Annotated in this window: 13 protein-coding genes; 9 read left to right on the top strand and 4 right to left on the bottom strand. The window is 67.5% G+C overall.

Going from position 1 to position 17494, the window contains the following annotated elements:
• Positions 1–95 precede the first annotated feature (95 nt).
• Both ABZ910_RS14355 and ABZ910_RS14350 read left to right on the top strand, forming a co-directional pair.
• A complete protein-coding gene (locus ABZ910_RS14355; protein WP_361363875.1) occupies positions 96–7790 on the top strand; it encodes a DNRLRE domain-containing protein in 7695 nt (2564 codons plus the stop codon).
• 205 nt (positions 7791–7995) lie between these two features.
• Positions 7996–8472: a DUF1877 family protein gene (locus ABZ910_RS14350; RefSeq protein WP_361363556.1), complete on the top strand. Its 477-nt coding sequence runs from the start codon at positions 7996–7998 to the stop codon at positions 8470–8472.
• Between the two features lie 540 nt (positions 8473–9012).
• On the opposite strand, the gene ABZ910_RS14345 is transcribed toward ABZ910_RS14350, so the two are convergent.
• Together ABZ910_RS14345 and ABZ910_RS14340 are read right to left on the bottom strand one after the other, a co-directional pair.
• On the bottom strand, positions 9013–9138 hold the full coding sequence (locus tag ABZ910_RS14345) for a hypothetical protein (RefSeq protein WP_361363554.1): 126 nt from the start codon (positions 9136–9138) through the stop codon (positions 9013–9015).
• A 287-nt stretch (positions 9139–9425) separates the two neighbouring features.
• The gene (locus ABZ910_RS14340) at positions 9426–9914 is read right to left on the bottom strand and encodes a hypothetical protein (RefSeq protein WP_361363551.1); all 489 of its coding nucleotides are present in this window, start codon (positions 9912–9914) and stop codon (positions 9426–9428) included.
• Positions 9915–10214: 300 nt separating this feature from the next.
• On the opposite strand from ABZ910_RS14340, the gene ABZ910_RS14335 reads away from it, so the two are divergent.
• The gene (locus ABZ910_RS14335; RefSeq protein WP_361363549.1) at positions 10215–10649 is read left to right on the top strand and encodes a hypothetical protein; all 435 of its coding nucleotides are present in this window, start codon (positions 10215–10217) and stop codon (positions 10647–10649) included.
• A gap of 7 nt (positions 10650–10656) precedes the next feature.
• On the top strand, positions 10657–11814 hold the full coding sequence (locus ABZ910_RS14330; protein ID WP_361363546.1) for a hypothetical protein: 1158 nt from the start codon (positions 10657–10659) through the stop codon (positions 11812–11814).
• Here ABZ910_RS14330 and ABZ910_RS14325 read toward each other — a convergent pair.
• Entirely contained in the window at positions 11811–12233 is a 423-nt protein-coding gene (locus tag ABZ910_RS14325) for a hypothetical protein (protein ID WP_361363543.1), read from the bottom strand. The genes ABZ910_RS14330 and ABZ910_RS14325 overlap by 4 nt on opposite strands.
• Positions 12234–12566: 333 nt before the next feature.
• On the bottom strand, positions 12567–12854 hold the full coding sequence (locus tag ABZ910_RS14320; protein ID WP_361363540.1) for a hypothetical protein: 288 nt from the start codon (positions 12852–12854) through the stop codon (positions 12567–12569).
• A 13-nt stretch (positions 12855–12867) separates the two neighbouring features.
• On the opposite strand from ABZ910_RS14320, the gene ABZ910_RS14315 reads away from it, so the two are divergent.
• The 5 genes from ABZ910_RS14315 (at position 12868) to ABZ910_RS14295 (ending at position 17400) form a co-directional block, all read left to right on the top strand.
• On the top strand, positions 12868–13410 hold the full coding sequence (locus ABZ910_RS14315) for a L,D-transpeptidase family protein (protein WP_361363537.1): 543 nt from the start codon (positions 12868–12870) through the stop codon (positions 13408–13410).
• 225 nt (positions 13411–13635) lie between these two features.
• The gene (locus tag ABZ910_RS14310; protein WP_361363534.1) at positions 13636–14268 is read left to right on the top strand and encodes an RNA polymerase sigma factor; all 633 of its coding nucleotides are present in this window, start codon (positions 13636–13638) and stop codon (positions 14266–14268) included.
• Positions 14269–14491: 223 nt separating this feature from the next.
• The gene (locus tag ABZ910_RS14305; protein ID WP_361363531.1) at positions 14492–15328 is read left to right on the top strand and encodes a hypothetical protein; all 837 of its coding nucleotides are present in this window, start codon (positions 14492–14494) and stop codon (positions 15326–15328) included.
• 285 nt (positions 15329–15613) lie between these two features.
• Positions 15614–16276: an RNA polymerase sigma factor gene (locus ABZ910_RS14300; protein ID WP_361363529.1), complete on the top strand. Its 663-nt coding sequence runs from the start codon at positions 15614–15616 to the stop codon at positions 16274–16276.
• Complete coding sequence (locus ABZ910_RS14295; RefSeq protein WP_361363527.1) at positions 16276–17400, top strand: hypothetical protein; 1125 nt, start codon at positions 16276–16278, stop codon at positions 17398–17400. Before ABZ910_RS14300 ends, ABZ910_RS14295 begins: the two co-directional genes overlap by 1 nt.
• Positions 17401–17494: the final 94 nt, after the last annotated feature.

Raw genomic sequence — 17494 nt, 5'->3', positions numbered from 1 at the left:
ATGCGGGATGGCTGGCGTCGAAGGACCGCCAGTACCCGGTGGTGATCGACCCGACGATCACGATCGCGCCGTCGCCGACGGATTCGCAGGACACGATGGTCCTGTCGGATCAGGCGTCGACGAACTTCAACACCACGTGGAAGCTGTCGGCGGGCAAGACGGACACGGGCACCGCCCGTTCACTGATCAAGTTCCCGCTGAGTGAGCTCCCGTCGGGCACGAAGATCGATTCCGCGCACCTGGAGATGTACTTCGACCAGGCGCACACCACCAACGCCAACGACGTGACAATCGGCGCCTACCGGGCGACCGGGGCGTGGGACGAGGCGACGGCGACCTGGTCCAACACCAGTGGCCTGGTGGGCGAGTTGTCCGGCACCACGGTGCAGGTGGACGACGGTGACGCGGGTACCGCTGCGGTGGGTGACTGGCCGCGGGTGGGCACCATCGGCAGTGTCAACATCGGCAACGACTACAGCTACAACAAGAACAGCCTGACGGGTGAGTCCTACACCTGGCAGCCGACCGTCAAGGACACCGGCACCTACACCGTCGAGGCGCACTTCGCGCCGCTGTCGGACGCCACGACCGTGGCCCCCTACACGGTGACCTACGACAACAACGGCACCCCGGTCACGGCTAACTACACCGTCGACCAGAGCGCGGGTTCGAGCCCGGTGTGGAAGCAGCTGGGGACTTCCCAGCTGTCGTTCGCCAAGGGCACCGCCGGCAAGGTCGTCCTCGGTGACACCGGGGACGCGAACCACCGCACGGTTGCCGACGCGATCCGCCTGGTCAACCCCGCCTCCATCGTGAAGGACACCGGGGAGTACAACCAGTGGCACAAGTTCCCGGTCACGGACACCGTGCAGAAGTGGCTGGACGGCACGTCCACCAACAACGGCTTCGTGCTGAAGGCCACCGACGAGTCGGCCAGCGCTCCGACGGGTGGCCCCCGCTATGAGTCGGGTGACGGCGATTACGGCGGCGAGACCTCGACGATCCCGCGGCTGACGGTCACCTACGGCAAGGTCGGCACGACCCTCAACTCGCCGACGGTCGTGCACTCGACTGGCCCGGAGTTGAGTTGGAAGGCGTACTCCAACACCACGGGTGACTCGAATCTGGACATCGTGGAGTACCAGCTGCACCGTTCCACGCAGCAGGCGTTCACGCCGTCCGCGGCCACGCTGGTGGCGCCGATCGACAAGTCGGCCACGGCGTACACGGATACGACCGCGACCCCGACACCGGACTCCTCCTCGGTGGAGATCGGCCGGTCGTACTACTACCAGCTGGCGGTGAAGACCAAGGACGGCCAGCTGCTCGGCTCCCCGACGCGGATCGTGGGTGTGCCGAAGGCGGGCCGCACGATGCGCCTGCTTCAGGGAACGTCCGATGCCACGGACACCACCTTGTCGTCGGGTCAGCCGACGACGAACGAGGACGCGATCCAGTCGTTCGGGGTGGGCCAGAAGTGGCTGGAGGTGGGCAACAACTCGACCACCTACGGCAAGGCCCGCGCAGCCCTGAAGTTCACCACGTCGGGTATTCCGACGACGGCGACGGTGCTGGAGTCGCGGCTGTTCATGTGGGGTGCGGAGACCACCACCGACACCAACGGTGCGATCTACGAACTCCACGGCCTGAACAAGGACTTCAACGAGACCCAGGCCACCTGGAACAACGCCGCCACCGGCACCCCTTGGACCACAGCCGGTGGTGACTACTCCGGGACCGTCTCCGACACGGTCGCCCAGGTTTCGGAAGTCGGCCGCCACTGGTGGGACGCCACATCCCTCACTCAGGGCTGGATCGAGACCCCGTCCTCCAACCACGGCGCGCTGGTCAAGCTGAAGGACGAGACCACCACCGGCCCGCAGGAACGCACCCTGTTCCTGTCCTCCGAGGCGCCCGACCCGCAGCTCGGCCCGCTGCTGCGCGTGATCTACGTCGACTCCACCACGGACGACACCTACTACGCGCCGCAGACCCCGGCCCGCATGACCCCCAACTCGACGTACACGGTCAACTTCACGGTCACCAACACCACCAGCTCCGCGTGGGCGAGTGGCGAGCGGGTCCTCTCGTACACGTGGAAGCTGCCCGACGGCACGGACGTGACGAACGGCGGAAACCAGCTCTCCACCGCCATCCCGCCCCTGTCCCCCGGGCAGTCGGCGACGATCCAAGCGCAGGTCAAGACACCGATCAACTCCGACTCGGGCAGCAAGCGTACGAACTACGTGCTGGGCTGGGACGTCAAGAAGGTCTCCGACGGCAGCTGGCTGTCCGCCGGCACCGGCGGCATCCCCACCCTCAACCAGAACGTGGCCGTCGAGGACCCCACCTCCGACACCCTCGGCCTGGAGAAGTTCTACTCCTACACGGGTAAGAACACCGGTGCCGGATCGACGGTGATGAACAACCTCGCCTCCGGCAACACCGTGTGGTCGTACAACGCGTTCACCAACCCCGGCCGCGGCCTGACGACCTTCGCCCGCCTCGCCTACAACTCCCTCGACACCAGCGACACGGTGTCGGGCGCAGGCTGGTCCGCCCAACTCGCCGGCCCCATCCGCCTCGGCGCGCCGCTGGACTTCCACCCCAACCCCAACCCGACCGAGATCCGTCTGCCGGACGGTGACGGCACCACGCACGTCTTCACCAAGCAACCGGACGGGAGTTGGAAGGCCCCTGCGGGCGTCCACTACCGGATCACGATGAAGGCGGGCCTGGACTGCACCCCCGACAAGGACCCCGTCCCCGACGCCTGGACGCTCCTGCGCCCGGACGGCACGCGCTTCCTGTTCGGCTGTGACGGCTATCTGACGTCGGTGGTCGACAAGAACGGCAACGCGCAGACCTACACGTACGAGGAACGCAAGTCCAACAACAAGCCGACCAAGTTCCTCACCTACATCACCGACCCCGCGGGCCGGCAGTCCCTCACGGTCGACTACTACAAGAAGGGCGACGCGTCGTACGACTACATCGACGACACCGGCGCCAAGGTCACGGGCACGAACCTGACCAACTCCAAGATCTACGACCACGTGAAGTCGATGACCGACATCTCCGGTCGCAAGGTCTCCTTCTACTACACGACCAAGGGCCTGCTCGGCCAGTTCACCGACGGCGACGGCTCCAGCCAGCCGAAGAACTTCAAGTTCACCTACGACGCCACCCAGGGCAACAAGAACGTCAAGCTGGTCAAGGCCACCGACCCCCGCGGTCACGCCACCAACCTGACGTACAACGAGCCCAAGACCGGCGACGACCCGAAGTACCACTGGTGGACCAAGACCATCACCGACCGCCTCGGCGGTGACACCGGCTTCGCCTACGCGGCCGACACCGCGAACACCAACTTCACCGACACCACGGTGACGGATGCCGAGTCGCACGCCACGCAGTACGTGACGGACGACTTCGGCCGTGGCGTCCAGACGACCAATGCCAAGTCCCAGACGACGAAGATGAGCTGGGACGCCGATAACAACGTCACGTACATGGAGGAGGACAACGGCGCCAAGACCGCGTACTGCTACGACCAGAAGACCGGCTACCCGCTCTGGCAGCGCGACGCGGAGAACAACAAGGTGGGCGTGCCCGACCAGACGACCACCTGCGTCACCGATAGCACCAAGTGGCCGGCCAACGTCTCGAAGTACGAGTACCAGACCCGCGCGGACGGCTTCTCGGCGGACCTGTTCCGCAAGACGTCGCCGGAGGGCCGGGCCTGGCAGTTCGGCTACGACGGCTTCGGCAACCTCAAGACGGTCACGGACCCCAAGGGTGTCGCGACCACGACGGTGCCGGACGACTACACCACCAAGTACGACTACGACGCCTACGGCGAGCTGACCAAGGCGACCGACGCCAACGGCAACCCGACGACGTACAGCGGCTTCGGACTGACCGGCTACCCGACAACGATCACGGACGCGAAGTCCAACGCGTCGACGTTCGTGTACGACGAGCGCGGCCAGGTCACCCAGGTCACCGACGCCAACCAGAAGGTCACCACGCAGACGTACGACGTGTTCGGGCGTCCGTTGGTCAACACGGTGCCGAAAGACCAGGCGGCGGGCATTCTGATCACCACGCCCGCACCGGTGTACGACGCCAACGATAACGTCACCACTACGACAGCGCCGAACGGCGCTGTGTCGACAGCGGTGTACGACAATGCGGACCAGGTCACGTCGGCGACGGCGCCGGCGAACAACCAGGCTGCCCCGCGCACCACGTCGTACACCTACGACAAGGTCGGCCACCTGAAGACGACGACCGAGCCCAAGGGCACGGCGACTACGTCAGACTCGACCGACTACGTCACGACGAATACCTACGACGAGATCTACCAGCTCACCTCCGCGGTCAACGCGAGCGGTGACAAGGTCTCGTACGAGTACGACAGCGTCGGCAACGTCACCAAGGTCATCGACCCGAAGAAGAACGTCACCGCCGACACGACCGACTACACGACCAAGACCGACTACGACCTTGACCACCGGGCCACAGTCGTCACGGACGCGGCCGGCAAAACGTCGAAGAAGGGTTACGACAAGGACTCCCTGGTCACGTCGACCACGGACGCCGAGAACAACACGACTACCGTCACCTACGACGAGCGGGGCAAGCAGACCGAGGTCAAGGTCCCGCACGAGGGCATCACGACCCGGTCGACGAAGTACGAGTACGACCAGGTCGGCAACACCACCAAGGTGCTCACCCCGCGGGCGACGGCGGCCGGTTCCGCCGACGCCTTCACCGTCCGCACGTCGTACGACGAGCTGAACCGCCCGGTCAAGCAGTACCAGCCCTACGACCCGGCCGACTCCCGCTACAACGATCCCGACGTCTACACGGAGACGACGTACGACAAGGTGGGCCAGGTCGCCAAGACCTCCCTGCCGCCGTCGGACGGCGAGACGGTTCGCAACGACACCACCTACACCTACTTCGACAACGGCTGGGCGAAGTCGTCCACCGACCCGTGGGACATCGTCACCACCTACGACTACAACGAGCTGGGCAAGCAGACCAAGCGCACGCTGACCTCGGCGGGCGGTTCCTCGGACCGCACGATGACCTGGGACTACTACCCGGACGGCTCGCTGAAGTCACGCGCGGACGACGGCGTCCCGGCCGGCAAGTCGGTCGTCCTGGTGGATAACTCCGACACCCAGAACACCTCGAAGACGGGCACATGGACGAAGGGAGACATCACCGGCCAGCAGGGTTACAACCACGAAGCCCACGCGTCGGGCGCGGGTACGGACGCCTTCACGTGGACGCTCAACATCCCCGAAGACGGCACGTACACGGCGTACGTGAAGTTCCCGCAGGTAACGGGCGCGGCCACGACGGCCAAGTACACGGTGACATACGACGGCGGCACGACCGACAAGACGATCGACCAGACGGCGATCACCGGTACCTGGGTCTCGCTCGGCTCATTCGCCTTCAAACAGGGCAACGCGGCCAAGCTGCAACTGTTCCAGAACAGCGGTGGCACCGTTGTGGCAGACGGCGTGAAGCTCGTTCGTGACACCAGCGGCGACCCGGCCGACACGGAGAAGGGCAACTTCGCCTACTCCTACGACCTCAACGGCAACCTGACCGACATCGACGACACCTCGTCGACCGCAAAGATCGACAACTACGCGCTCATCTATACGGGCCTCAACCAGGTCCAGAAGGTCACCGAGAACCTCGCGGGGTTGGAGAAGAAGTCCACGTCGTACACGTACGACGCGAACGGCCTGTCGGACACGGTTACGCACCCGGACCAGTTCTCCAAGTACACCTACGACCTTCGTGACTTGGTGAACACGGTGTCGGTGGGCAAGACGCCCACGGACTCCTCGCCGAAGGTGACGTCGTACACGTACACGGACCGCGGCCAGCAGCTCCAAGAGACCAAGGCTAACGGCAATACCGTTGACTACACCTACTTCCTGGACGGCCAGGTCAAGTCGACGGCGGAGAAAAAGTCCAACGGCACCCTTGTCGACTCGCACACCTACGCCTACGACCCCAACGGGAACAAGTCGCAGGACGTCGCGCAGAAGATGAACGCCGATAACCACTCGGCGTACCTCTCCTCCACCACAAACTACACCTACGACCCCGCCGATCGGCTCAACCAGTCACTCAAGACCGGCAACGGCGGGGGCACCGAGACGTACGTCCACGACGCCAACGCCAACGTCATCAGCCAGACGGCCAAGGGCACGACCACCACTTACAGCTACGACCGCAACCGGCTTCTGACCGCATCGACGCCGAGCAGCACGGCGAATTACAACTACGACCCGTTCGGCCGCCAGGAGTCGGTCACCTCGGGCGGTCAGATCATCTCCCGGAGCGTGTACGACGGCTTCGACCACGTCGTGGAGTCCCAGAAGATGGACGACACGGGCGAGATGAAGTCGACGACCTACACCTTCGACCCGCTGGACCGCACCGCGTCGAAGACGGTCGACGGCAAGACGACCGACTTCGAGTACCTGGGCCTCTCCTCGGAGGTCCTGGACGAGAAGGTCGCCGGCACACTGACCAAGTCGTACCAGTACAGCCCCTGGGGCCAACGTCTGTCGCAGGTGAAGCACAACACGGACGGCACCACTGAGGACGGCTACTACGGCTACAACGGCCACTCCGACGTCGAGACGCTCACTGACGACAACGGCGACACGAAGGCGACGTACGGCTATACCGCTTACGGCTCCGACGACACGTCCGAGTTCACCGGTATCGACAAGCCGGACGCGGCCGACCCGGCAAAGGAGGCGTACAACCCCTACCGGTTCAACGCCAAGCGCTGGGACGCCCAGTCCGGCACCTACGACATGGGCTTCCGCGACTACAACCCGGGCCTGAACCGCTTCACCACCCGGGACATGTACACCGGCGCCCTAGCGGACATGGGGCTCGGCGCTGATCCCTACACGGGCAACCGGTACGCCTTCACCGGTGGCAACCCGACGAGCTTCATCGAACTCGACGGGCACAGGCTCGTGGACGATGGCGGTGGGACGTGCGCGTCCTGTGGCAAGACGGCTACGAAGCTCTTCAATCCGTACAACTACTGCGGGGTATGTAACTTCGGCATATACAAGACGGCGCATGACACCGCCATCCTTCTTATGGCGGGGTACCTGAGTACGGTGCAGCCCAGGGGGAGTGGAGAGGTCACCATGGATCTGACTCAATCCGGCGGCCTCATGAACCCGAAGAACGTAATCCCTGGGGGGTCCAGTGAGAATCCAGGAGACAACTACGGATACGCCGACCTCATCTATTGGACGGATAACGCCGTCTATGTGTGGGACGCCAAGAATTCCGGCGGAAAGGCCGAACGAGGAGGGAAGGCGGACGTTGCCAAGAAGGTGAAGGCCCTCCAAGCTCAGCTGAGAAGTGAAGGCGACAAGCGCCCAGTGCTGACGGGCTTTGATCTCCCGGAGCAAGTAGGCGGCAACTGGAGGAAGGGGAACGAGTGGGTTAATGCCTGGTCTTCCAAGATATCCCCCGGAGTCATAGCCTACAGCACGAGGAAGATCGAGAATCGGCAATTGCCTGAGACGGAACCGGCGACGCAGCCTGCAACGTCGACTTCGCATGGCTGGTTCACAAACGCACTCATGGTAGGTGTCGGCATAACAGCCACGGCAGTACTTGGCGCGGACGACGCAACCGGAATTGGCGTGGCGGACGATGCGGCCATACCTGTAACCGCCGGCATCTTCACGAAGGGGTTGGCAGGTCTAATGGGGGGCTGAGCACCTAACGCCGCGTCACGTGGTTTGACATGAAGGCGCCTGCAGCCTGATGGGAGCCGCTCGGGAACATTTCACAGTGTTCCTGAGCGGCTCCCATGCTCAGCTGCATCTATTTTGGGGACAGTCGGTTGGTCAAGTCCCTGATGGGGTGTGGTTGGATGTAGGGTTGAATAGTTATCTATCAAGACGTTAAGGGGCGTCGGATATGGGAGTTTCGTTCCGTTTGTGCCAGATCTCTGCAGGGGAGAATATTCGCGACATCGGTTCTCTAGAGAGGAGATTGTCCGATGATTTTAAGCCGGAGAGCCCCCTCGCATGTGCCCTCGGGGAGTCTTGGAGGTTTGTCAACGTATTGCTGACCGGGGAGCAGTATTCGACGGCAGGAGTTTCCGGGCTTATTCTCCTTGGTGGGCAACATGTTGCGACTTTCGAGGATCCGACTGATGTACTGATTGTGCTGGATGAGGTGCAGGTTGAGGAGGTGGCGGAGTTTCTTCGCCGCAATGAAAATGAAGTGCTCTTGGATAGAAATCGTCATGCGCTCGAAGTTTTTTTCCGTGGTGCGCTGCGGCCTGGGCTCATGGAAAATTTCTTGAACGCCGTCGACCAGCTCCGGATGTTCTATGAGTCTGCTTCTCTCAATGGAAACACCGTTGCCAAACGCTTGATTGGATTTGGCTGACGTCCTATCCGGCCGGGGCTTCGGCTCTGTCGGCGGCCCCGATGTCGTCGGGGCGACAGGACACTCCCGCGTCGAACCGTGACCTGTGCTCACCAGTGCTCGCCGGAGGCTCACTTGAGGCTGTTTCGGACTATATGGGACGTGTTTGAGCGACATCGCAAGGAACTCGTGGGCTTCGGTGACGCGGGGTGGCTTGCGACCGGCGTGTGTCGTCGCCTGAGTGCCCTGCAGCGCTTCTACGCTCTCGCAGATGCCGCCGGCGAGGCTGTGACCAAGCGCGTGTACGCCTGAGTCGGGATCCCCGCGCAACAGCCACTCGGAGTCGTCGCCACGCGAGCGTCCCCTCCCCAGATCGTCGGGGGATGTGGGTGGGCGTGGCGACGGCCGCTGTGGGGCTGATCGCGGCAGCCGTCGCCGCGACCGTCAGGCACTGCCGCACCGGGCTTACGTAAAGAATCTGACTCTCCCCGACAAGCTCTCGTTGTCATATCCGCCAGCGGTGAACTGCCGCCGTATGACCGTTCTTCGGCGCGGCGTGTTCTACGAACCGCCGTACAGCCGCTCCAGATCCACGAGGACGACGTCACCCCGGTCCGCTGCATCGCGCAGCTCCGGGGTGAAGCCCGCGCCGCTGTAACAGCCCGGGACGGCGTGGCTGGTGTCCACCCCGCGGGCGGCGACCACTGGGTCCGCACGCCCAACGGGCGCCTGTGGGAACCGATCGAGGAGGCCCGCCGCTGCTTCGCCGGCGACGGATCACTGCGGCTGCTCTGCCGGGACGCGACGCGCGCGGGAAGCCGCGGCGGCGGTCCGGCCGGGCGGTAGGGGTGGGCGCTAAGCGGTGGGGGCAGGCTGAGCGCTGGAGCGGCGGCCGGGGCCAATGGCTCTGACCAGTGCGGCTGAGCCGGAGATCATTTCCCGGGCAGTGGGCTGAGGGCTGCCGTGTAGTGCAGTTACCCGAGGGGCGCGAATGGGTTCGAGAACGAGGTCAGGTCGCTCACGCGGACCAGGCTGAGCTCGCTGGGTTCGATCTCGGAGCCGGACAGGACCACTTCAGCGCTATCGACGCATCCCCGTGCCACCCAGTAACGGTTGCTGCTGTTGCGCCAGAGTTCGAACGTCACGCGTTTCCCGTCTGCGGTGATGGTGACGGGTTCGGAGGCCGGCAGGCTGGCCGGGGGTTCCTCGCCGGGGTGGTAGTAGATCTCGAAAGCCCGCTCCAGGGCCTCGCCGGCCTCTGCATTGTCGGAGGAGGCGGTGAAGACCGTGACGTGCTCGACCTCGGGGTCGAAGTACGGAGAGCCGAACCACAGGTACACATGGATGTCGCCGGTGGCTCGGTTGTAGCCGTGACCCGTGACCTGCCGTGATTCCGGCCAGCTGGCGTCGACAGCGAAGACGCTGAAGCCTTCTGCCGAGCCGGGGGTGCCTTGATCATTCATCGGATCTCCTGTGTGCTCGTCCCTGATCCTGCCACCGTCGAGGTCGTGGCTGCGGTCCGCGTCGGGCTTCGTGGGCGGTCGGGGTCTGACGAGCGCCGTTCCCTTGTGGCTTGTGATTCGGTGACGACCGTCGTCCTCAACGACGCACAAGCGCCGCAAAGGTTGTACGCCCTCTGTGACTTTCCTGTGTGTTGATCGGCACATGCGTGACCCGTGATGTTCATGAGGTGGCGTCCGCTCAGTCAGTGGGAAGGAGTGGAACCAGCCCTTCCCGCCGACCGAGCGGAGGGGTGGGGTCCCATGAGCGCTGTCGAGGAACGCGTTCCGTGTGCGGGTGAGATGAGGTCGTACGCCGCGGCCTTCGTCGTGCGTGTCACCGCCCGCAACCGGCTGCCGCTGGACTACTCCGAGCGTAGCCTGCGGGTCGTCGACTTCCTGATCGACGGGTTGCGTAAGGGAGGGGCCGAGCGGGAGCGGGCGCGTGAGACGCTCTTCGGGCTGGGGGCGTACGTCGGGGAGGTACTGGTGCGTCGGGCGGGGGCGGTGTGGGTGGACTTCGATGCCGAACAGCGTGCCTACTTCGGTCAGATGGTCGGGGTGCGCATGCCGGACGGGCGGGTGTGGAACCCCCTGGGGAAGGTCGACAACCGCTTCGTGGTGGGGGGTCCCGAGGATTCCCTTCAGCGCTTCTATCTGATGTTGCACGGCCGGGTGCGGAAGGTCGCTGCCGGGTGATCCAGTGGTGACGCTCCTCGTCGACGCCTTCGTGCTCGGGTCGACCGTGCTTGCTCTGGTGCTCGCACCGCGTCTGCTGGTCCAGCCGGCCGTCCGGGTTCGCCCCGCGGCGAGGCGGAGCATGTCGCCGTTCGGTGCGCTGGCCGTCGTGACCGGGCTGTTCTACGTCAATCAGGTGCTGTTCACGGTGTACGTGCTCCGCGTGCACCGTGGCGATCCGTCCTTCATCGCGCGGTATCTGCCCACGGGGTGGTTCGAACTGGCCACCGGGCAGCCCGCGTTGCGGTGGATCGCTGCCGCCTTTCCGGGGGCGCCCGAGCTGCTCGCGCCCTCCGTGCTGCGCGTGCAGGCTTTTCTGGAACTTCCCTTCGTTCTGCTGGCGTTCGCCACCGTCCTGCGGTGGCTGGACGTCGAGTTGTACCGGCGCATCGCGCGCTCCGCGCTGCTGCCGCTGGCCTCCGTGTCGTACACCGTCGTGTTCTGCCTGGTGGAGTGGGATCTGCGGAATCCGTACACCGTCGACGACCTCGTCGTGCGGGGCGTCTCGGCCGTGCTGACTCCCTGCTTCCTCGCCTGGCTCGCCGCGCGTGACGGCGGAGCGAGCCGGCGTACCCCTGGCTCCGTGCCCGGACTGCTCGTGTTCATCGGGTCGTTGGGGGCCCTGGGGGCGCTCGTCCTCGTCGTGTACGACACCGCGCTGCTCTACAACCTGGGGCGGCTCGGCGAGCGGCTGCCGATCGTCGTTGCGGCCGGTGGTGCGTTGGTCGGGCTGCGGTGGGTCGCTTCGCGGTTGCGGGAGGCGACAGTCCCCGGACCCACCTTGGCCTTTGCCTGGCACGCACTGCGTTACTGGCTCGCGCTGTTCTTTCTGCCGGCGTTGGCGGTGCGGTACGGCGTCATGTTCGGAACTCCTCAACTGGCGGCCGCCAGCGGGCTGTTGCTGATCCTGGCCGCCCTCGTCCTCGCCTGGCGGGGTGCGGCGGTCGTGGCGTGGCGGCTCGGGGTCGCCGTCCTCGCCGCCGCCGCTGTCGCCGGCGTGGTCGGCTGGGCGACCCCCGCGCCGTACTACGAGGTCACGCTGCTGTTGGCGATGACCGCCTTCCTGGTGACGGGCGTCGTCGTGGGCGGGCTCGTCGACGCCCGGGTGACGGCGTCGGGGCCCTAGTCCGCCGTCACTCCCCAGTAGCCGATGTGCGTCGGCTCGCCGTCGGTGTAGAGCACCGTGCATCTGCCCTGGGCGCGGCCCGGGAAGTCCAGCCGGTCCGAGTGCAGGGCGGCGTCCCAGTCGGCGTGGGTGGGGCGGCCGTCGGGGGCCCAGGCTCGGACCTCGTCCTCCGTCAGGGGGCGCATGAAGGGGCCGTCCTCGGTGGCTGTCGCCTCGATCAGGTCGGGCTGGTCCAGGACCGTGCCCGTGCCGCCGGTGAAGATGTACTCGTGCCAGGCGGGGTCCCGCCACAGCTCTTCCCTCGTCCGGCCCGGGAAGCCGTGGTCGTCCTTGGCCAGTTGCTCGTCCTGGGCCTGGCGGAACGCTGCCGCGAGGTCCTGCTGATACGGGCCCGTGTGTGTCCAGGCGTTGCCACCCATGTCGGTGCCTCTCCCCTCATCGTTCTCGGTCAGTGAGGGGGAGCGTAGAAGGCGGCACTGACAGTCCGGTCGTGGTCGGTTGAGGCGTGCGGCTCGCGCACTCGTCGTCGTATCCGGTCGCTTTCGTTCCCTTTGTCGTCCTGCTCGTGCTCACCCTTCCGGCTGCTGTATAACCGGCGCTCGTTCCGGCCGCCGTATCGGCCGCGCATCCCTATTGGCCTGCCCATCGAAGGGTTTCTTCGTGCTGCCCTCTTCGTCTTCCCGCGCCCGTACCTGTTCCGCCGCCGCCCTGGCCGTCGCCGGCGTTCTGCTGTCGACGTCGGCCTGTGGACATCAGGGGGAGGGGGGTGCCGAGAGTGTCGGTGCCGAGGCCTCTGCCGGGTCCGGTGCGCCGCGTGCGTCCGCTTCCGCGTCCCCCTCCTCGTCCGCGTCCGCCTCCCCTTCGGCCTCGCGCTCCGCCTCCCCCTCGGCGTCCGCCTCGGGCACCGCCGGCAAGGGCAGGAGCGCCTCGGCAGGGCCGAGCGGCTCCTCGGCCGCCGGTGCCCAACGGTCGGCCGCCTCCGCGCCCGCCGCCCCCAGTGCCCCCGACTTCCCCGTCCCCGCCGCCCCCGGTGACGCCACCCAGCTCGTCACCGTGAAGTCGAGCGGCTCCTACGCCACCGTGACCGCCTGGGCCAAGGGCGCCTCGGGGTGGAAGGCGCAGTTCGCCACGACCGCCGGGCGGGTCGGGTCCAACGGTGTCGTCAGCGGGGCCACGCGGCGGCAGGGGACGTACACGACGCCCTCCGGGACCTACACCCTCACCGAGGGCTTCGGTGTCGAGGCGGGCGGGACGAGCATGCCGTACCACGTCGTGAACGACGCCGACTGGTGGGTGGAGGACCCCGAGTCCAAGTACTACAACTCGATGCACAGCTCGGCGGGCGCCGACTTCCCGCTGACCGAGGCCGGTGACCGGGGCAGTGAGCATCTGGTCGACTACCCCACCCAGTACGCCAAGGCGCTCGTCATCAACTTCAACCGGTGGCCGGCCACTCCCGGTCGGGGCGCCGGAATCTTTCTTCATGTCAACGGGCAAGGGGCCACGGCCGGTTGTGTGTCCGTGCCGCGTGCCACGATGGACCGGATCATGGCCTGGGTCCGGCCCGGTGCCCATCCTCGGATCGCCATCGGGTGAGGGCGGAATCGGCGCGTGACCGAGTAGGTCTTGAGGAGGAGTTGAGAGGAGTGAGGATTTTCCGAGAGGGATCAGGGGAGATCGGCAAGGCTGCCGGGATGCTGTGACACATCCGTGATGTCCGACGCTGAAGATCGTGTAGGGCGGGGACACGACGGGAGCGTGTCGCACCGTGGGGGGACGCGCCACGCGGTGGCCATGAACTCGGCACGAACGAGGACAGACTTGGGCCAGGGAGGGGAACCCCGGCGCGCGCGGGCGCACGACGGGGAGCTGGGTACGGCGGTCGCGCGGGCGCAGGACGGCGACGAGGCCGCCTTCGCCGTGGCCTACCGGATCGTGCAGCCCGGGCTGCTCGGTTATCTGCGCGGCATCGTGGGGGACGACGCGGAGGACGTGGCGTCCGATGCATGGCTGGAGATCGCCCGGGACCTGGGGCGGTTCAAGGGCGACGGCGCCGGATTCCGCGGCTGGAGCGCGACCATCGCCCGGCACCGGGCGCTGGACCACCTGCGCAGACAGCGGGTACGGCCCCAGGCCGCGGCGCTCGAACAGGACGTACTGGAGCTGCCGGGACCGCACAGCACGCACGACCTGGCGCTGGAGTCCATCTCGACCGAGCGCGCGCTCGCGCTGGTTCAGGGGCTGCCGCGTGACCAGGCCGAGGCCGTGCTGCTGCGGGTCGTCGTCGGGCTGGACGGTCCCTCCGTCGCGCGCGTCCTCGGCAAGCGTCCCGGCGCCGTGCGCATGGCCGCCTACCGGGGGCTGAAGCGACTCGCCCGCCAGCTGGGCATTACGGCCGCCGCGGACGAAGGTGTGACAGATGACGGCCCCCGCACGCTGGGGGAGTCGAAGTGAACGTCCACGGCTGCATTCCGTATGGATGGCGGGGATTCTCGAGTTTCGCGGGCACCATGAGTTCCCGGGGCACCATGAATTCCACGGGCGTCGTGTGTGCCGAGGGCGTCATGCATGACGCGGGCCGTCATGGACGCCGGGGTGCCATGTGGTCCGAAGGGGCCACACGACCCGGGCGGACCGGACGAGAAGTGAACTAGCGGGAACGGGAACGGGATCGGACATGGGTGAGCGGCAGGGCGACGGTCGTCTTCCCGGCCGTCGGCGCGTGCACCTTGGCGGCATCGCGTCCGGGCCGCGGTCGACGGCCGGTGACGCCGAGCTGGAGGCGCGGTTCGCCGCGGCGATCCTGCGGGACGGTGTCGACCCCGAGGGGGAGCAGCGGGCGGTGGCCGCGTTCCGGGCGGCCCGGGACGCGGGGGCGTACCAGGCGGTCCGTACCCGGCGCCGGGACGACTGGCGGCCCAGGGAGCCGTGGCGGGCGAGGCTGACGGTGAAGGCCACGCTGTCCGTGTTCCTCGCGAGTCTCGCCCTGGGCGGCGTCGCCGTCGCGGCGATCGGCTCGGCGGTGTCGCGGGACGAGGACGCGGCCGACGACATGCGAGGGGCGCATCCCTCGGTGAGCGTCCCGAAGCGGCCGGCCCCGGGTTCGTCCGCCGAGGCTTCCGGCAACGCGTCCGCGGGGTCGGCCGGCGCCTCCGCGCATCCCGGACGTCCCGACACCGCCAAGGACATCCTGGCCCACTGCCGCGCCTACGAGCACGTCAAGGACCGCGGCAAGGCGATCGACGCGACGTCCTGGCGGCGGCTCGTCGCGGCCGCGGGCGGCGAGAAGAACGTCGAGGCGTACTGCGCGGCGCAGTTGGGGCAGGCGGCCGGTGACGGCGCCGACAAGGGCGGCTCGGGTGCCAGGGGCAGCCAGGGCGGTCAAGGCAACCAGGGCGACAAGTCCGGTGCGCCGGTCAAGGCCGGCAACAGCGGCGAGAGCGACAAGACCGGCAGTGCCGGCAGCGTGGGCGAGAAGGCCGATACGGCGCCAAAGGGCAGCTCCGGCAAGTGACTTCACTCACCCCGGCCGCTGCCCAGGCAACGGCCGGGGCCGCCACCCCCCACAGGAGAGGCCCCGGCCGTCGCGCGGTACGGGCCGCGCGGCGGCCCGTACTTCCTACAGCGCCGTGGGTGCGTTTTCTGTCACACCCCGCTGCGTCACTGGTCAGTTGCACGTCGTACGGACGTGGACGGGGAGCGGTTCCAAGTCGTAACGTGCCTTGGGTCGAGGGCAGATGCATGATCATGGCAACGATCGGCGGCCTCGAGGTCGCGACCATCTACTGAGGAACCACGGGTGCTGGGGGACGACGCGGAGCTCACCGCCGCGGTGCGTGCGGCACAGGACGGGGACGAGACCGCGTTCCGGACTGTGTACCGAGCGGTGCATCCACGGCTGCTCGGTTACGTACGGACGCTGGTCGGCGATCCGGACGCCGAGGACGTCGCGTCCGAGGCCTGGTTGCAGATCGCCCGGGACCTGGGGCGCTTCAGCGGGGACGCGGACCGCTTCCGCGGCTGGGCCGCACGGATAGCCCGCAACCGCGCACTGGATCACATACGGATGCGCGGCCGACGCCCCGCCATCGGCGGCGACGAAACCGAACTGACCGGCCGGGCCGCCGAGTCCGACACCGCGGGCGAGGCCATCGAGGCCCTCGCCACCGACAGCACCCTCTCTCTCATCGCGCAGCTTCCGCAGGACCAGGCCGAGGCGGTCGTCCTGCGTGTGGTCGTGGGCCTCGACGCCAAGACCGCCGCCGAGGCGCTCGGCAAGCGCGCGGGCGCCGTACGCACCGCCGCGCACCGCGGGCTGAAGCGGCTCGCGGAACTGCTCGCCGAGAACCCGGAATCGGCCGGCAAGCTCGACGCCCTGCCGGCCCAGAGAGAACCGCGTGACGGCGCGGTGACGTTCGGCACTGTGACGCATACGCGTGCGCGGACGCAGAAGGACATGTGATGGCCGACGAGCAGTACAGGTGGCTGGACAGCGAAACAGCGGAACGTCTGCTGCGCGGTGAGCCGCTCGACGTCGACGCCGCTGCCGACGACGCATCCGCCCGCGGCCAGGCCGAGCGACTCGCCAAAGCGCTCGGCGCCCTGTCCACCGGTGCCACGTCGAACGACGGCGAACTCCCCGGCGAGGAAGCCGCGTTGGCGGCCTTCCGCAAGATCCATGAGGCCGCGGCCGCCGAGCGCGTCGTCTCCTTGGAGCACCGCGCGGGCGCGGCGGCCCGGCGCACCGCGCTGCCCTTCGAGTCGTCGGACGCGGGACTGGTCCGCATCGGCGCCCCGGACTCGGCCGCCCGCCGAACGAGCCGCGCAGGCGGAGCCAACGGCCTCAGCCGCGCCGCCCGTGCCCGTCGTGCGCGCTGGGGGCGCCCCGTTCCGCTCGCGCTCACCGCGGCGCTGACCGCCGGCATGGTCGGCGGGGTCGCCGTGGCCGCCGGAACGGGAGTCCTGCCGACACCGTTCGGCGACGACAGCCCCGCACCCGCCGCCTCGGTCTCCGGTGCGGTGAACTCCCGGCAGCCACTCGTGTCGCCGTCGCCGGACACCACCCCGGACGGCACGCCGGGTGCGTCGACGCCCGGCGGCACGGGGAGCGGCACCCCCGGCAGCGCCTCGCGCGGCACGCCCGGCAAGGAGAAGCGCAAGCCCGGCGCTCCCGGCTCCGAAGGCGCCGGGCGCACCGGCGCCGAGTGGCGCGGCGCGGTCTCCAGCTGCCGTGACGTCCGGGACGGCAAGCAGCTGAGCCCGGAACGCCGGCGCACCCTGGACGTCGAGGCCGGCGGCGCCACGCACGTGTGGAAGTACTGCAACGGCGTCCTGGAGTCAGCCGACGGCACCCCCGGCGAGAAGGGCGTGACCGGCGAGGGTGACTCCCAGGGGCAGCTGGGGCAGGACGGCCGGAGCGGTCCCGGGGGCGAGGACGACGGCCCTGCGGGCAAGGGCGGCGGCAACGACCACCACGAGGACGGGGGCGCCGTCACTTCCGTCCCCTCCACCTTCGTCCCGCCGCTTCCCCAGCAGACCTCGCTGACCCCCGCCGTGCCGCTGGACCCGACGTACACGGCGCTCTGACCTGCACTTTCGCAAGGCGTGAGACTTTTTCTCCGCGGGGTGTGACGTTTTCGGTCGCCGTGACGCAGTACTGAGTGAGCCGACTGGTCATCGG

Source organism: Streptomyces sp. NPDC046805, assembly GCF_040645355.1.
Lineage (GTDB): Bacteria > Actinomycetota > Actinomycetes > Streptomycetales > Streptomycetaceae > Streptomyces.
This window is presented reverse-complemented; position numbering and strand designations above follow the sequence as displayed.

What these genes read in the sequence shown, in the direction of transcription:
- ABZ910_RS14355 (WP_361363875.1), top strand. Translation starts at nt 96, where the DNA reads ATGGTCCTGTCGGATCAGGCGTCGACGAACTTCAACACCACGTGGAAG.
- ABZ910_RS14350 (WP_361363556.1), top strand. Translation starts at nt 7,996, where the DNA reads ATGGGAGTTTCGTTCCGTTTGTGCCAGATCTCTGCAGGGGAGAATATT.
- ABZ910_RS14340 (WP_361363551.1), bottom strand. Translation starts at nt 9,914, where the DNA reads ATGAATGATCAAGGCACCCCCGGCTCGGCAGAAGGCTTCAGCGTCTTC.
- ABZ910_RS14335 (WP_361363549.1), top strand. Translation starts at nt 10,215, where the DNA reads ATGAGCGCTGTCGAGGAACGCGTTCCGTGTGCGGGTGAGATGAGGTCG.
- ABZ910_RS14325 (WP_361363543.1), bottom strand. Translation starts at nt 12,233, where the DNA reads ATGGGTGGCAACGCCTGGACACACACGGGCCCGTATCAGCAGGACCTC.
- ABZ910_RS14305 (WP_361363531.1), top strand. Translation starts at nt 14,492, where the DNA reads ATGGGTGAGCGGCAGGGCGACGGTCGTCTTCCCGGCCGTCGGCGCGTG.
- ABZ910_RS14295 (WP_361363527.1), top strand. Translation starts at nt 16,276, where the DNA reads ATGGCCGACGAGCAGTACAGGTGGCTGGACAGCGAAACAGCGGAACGT.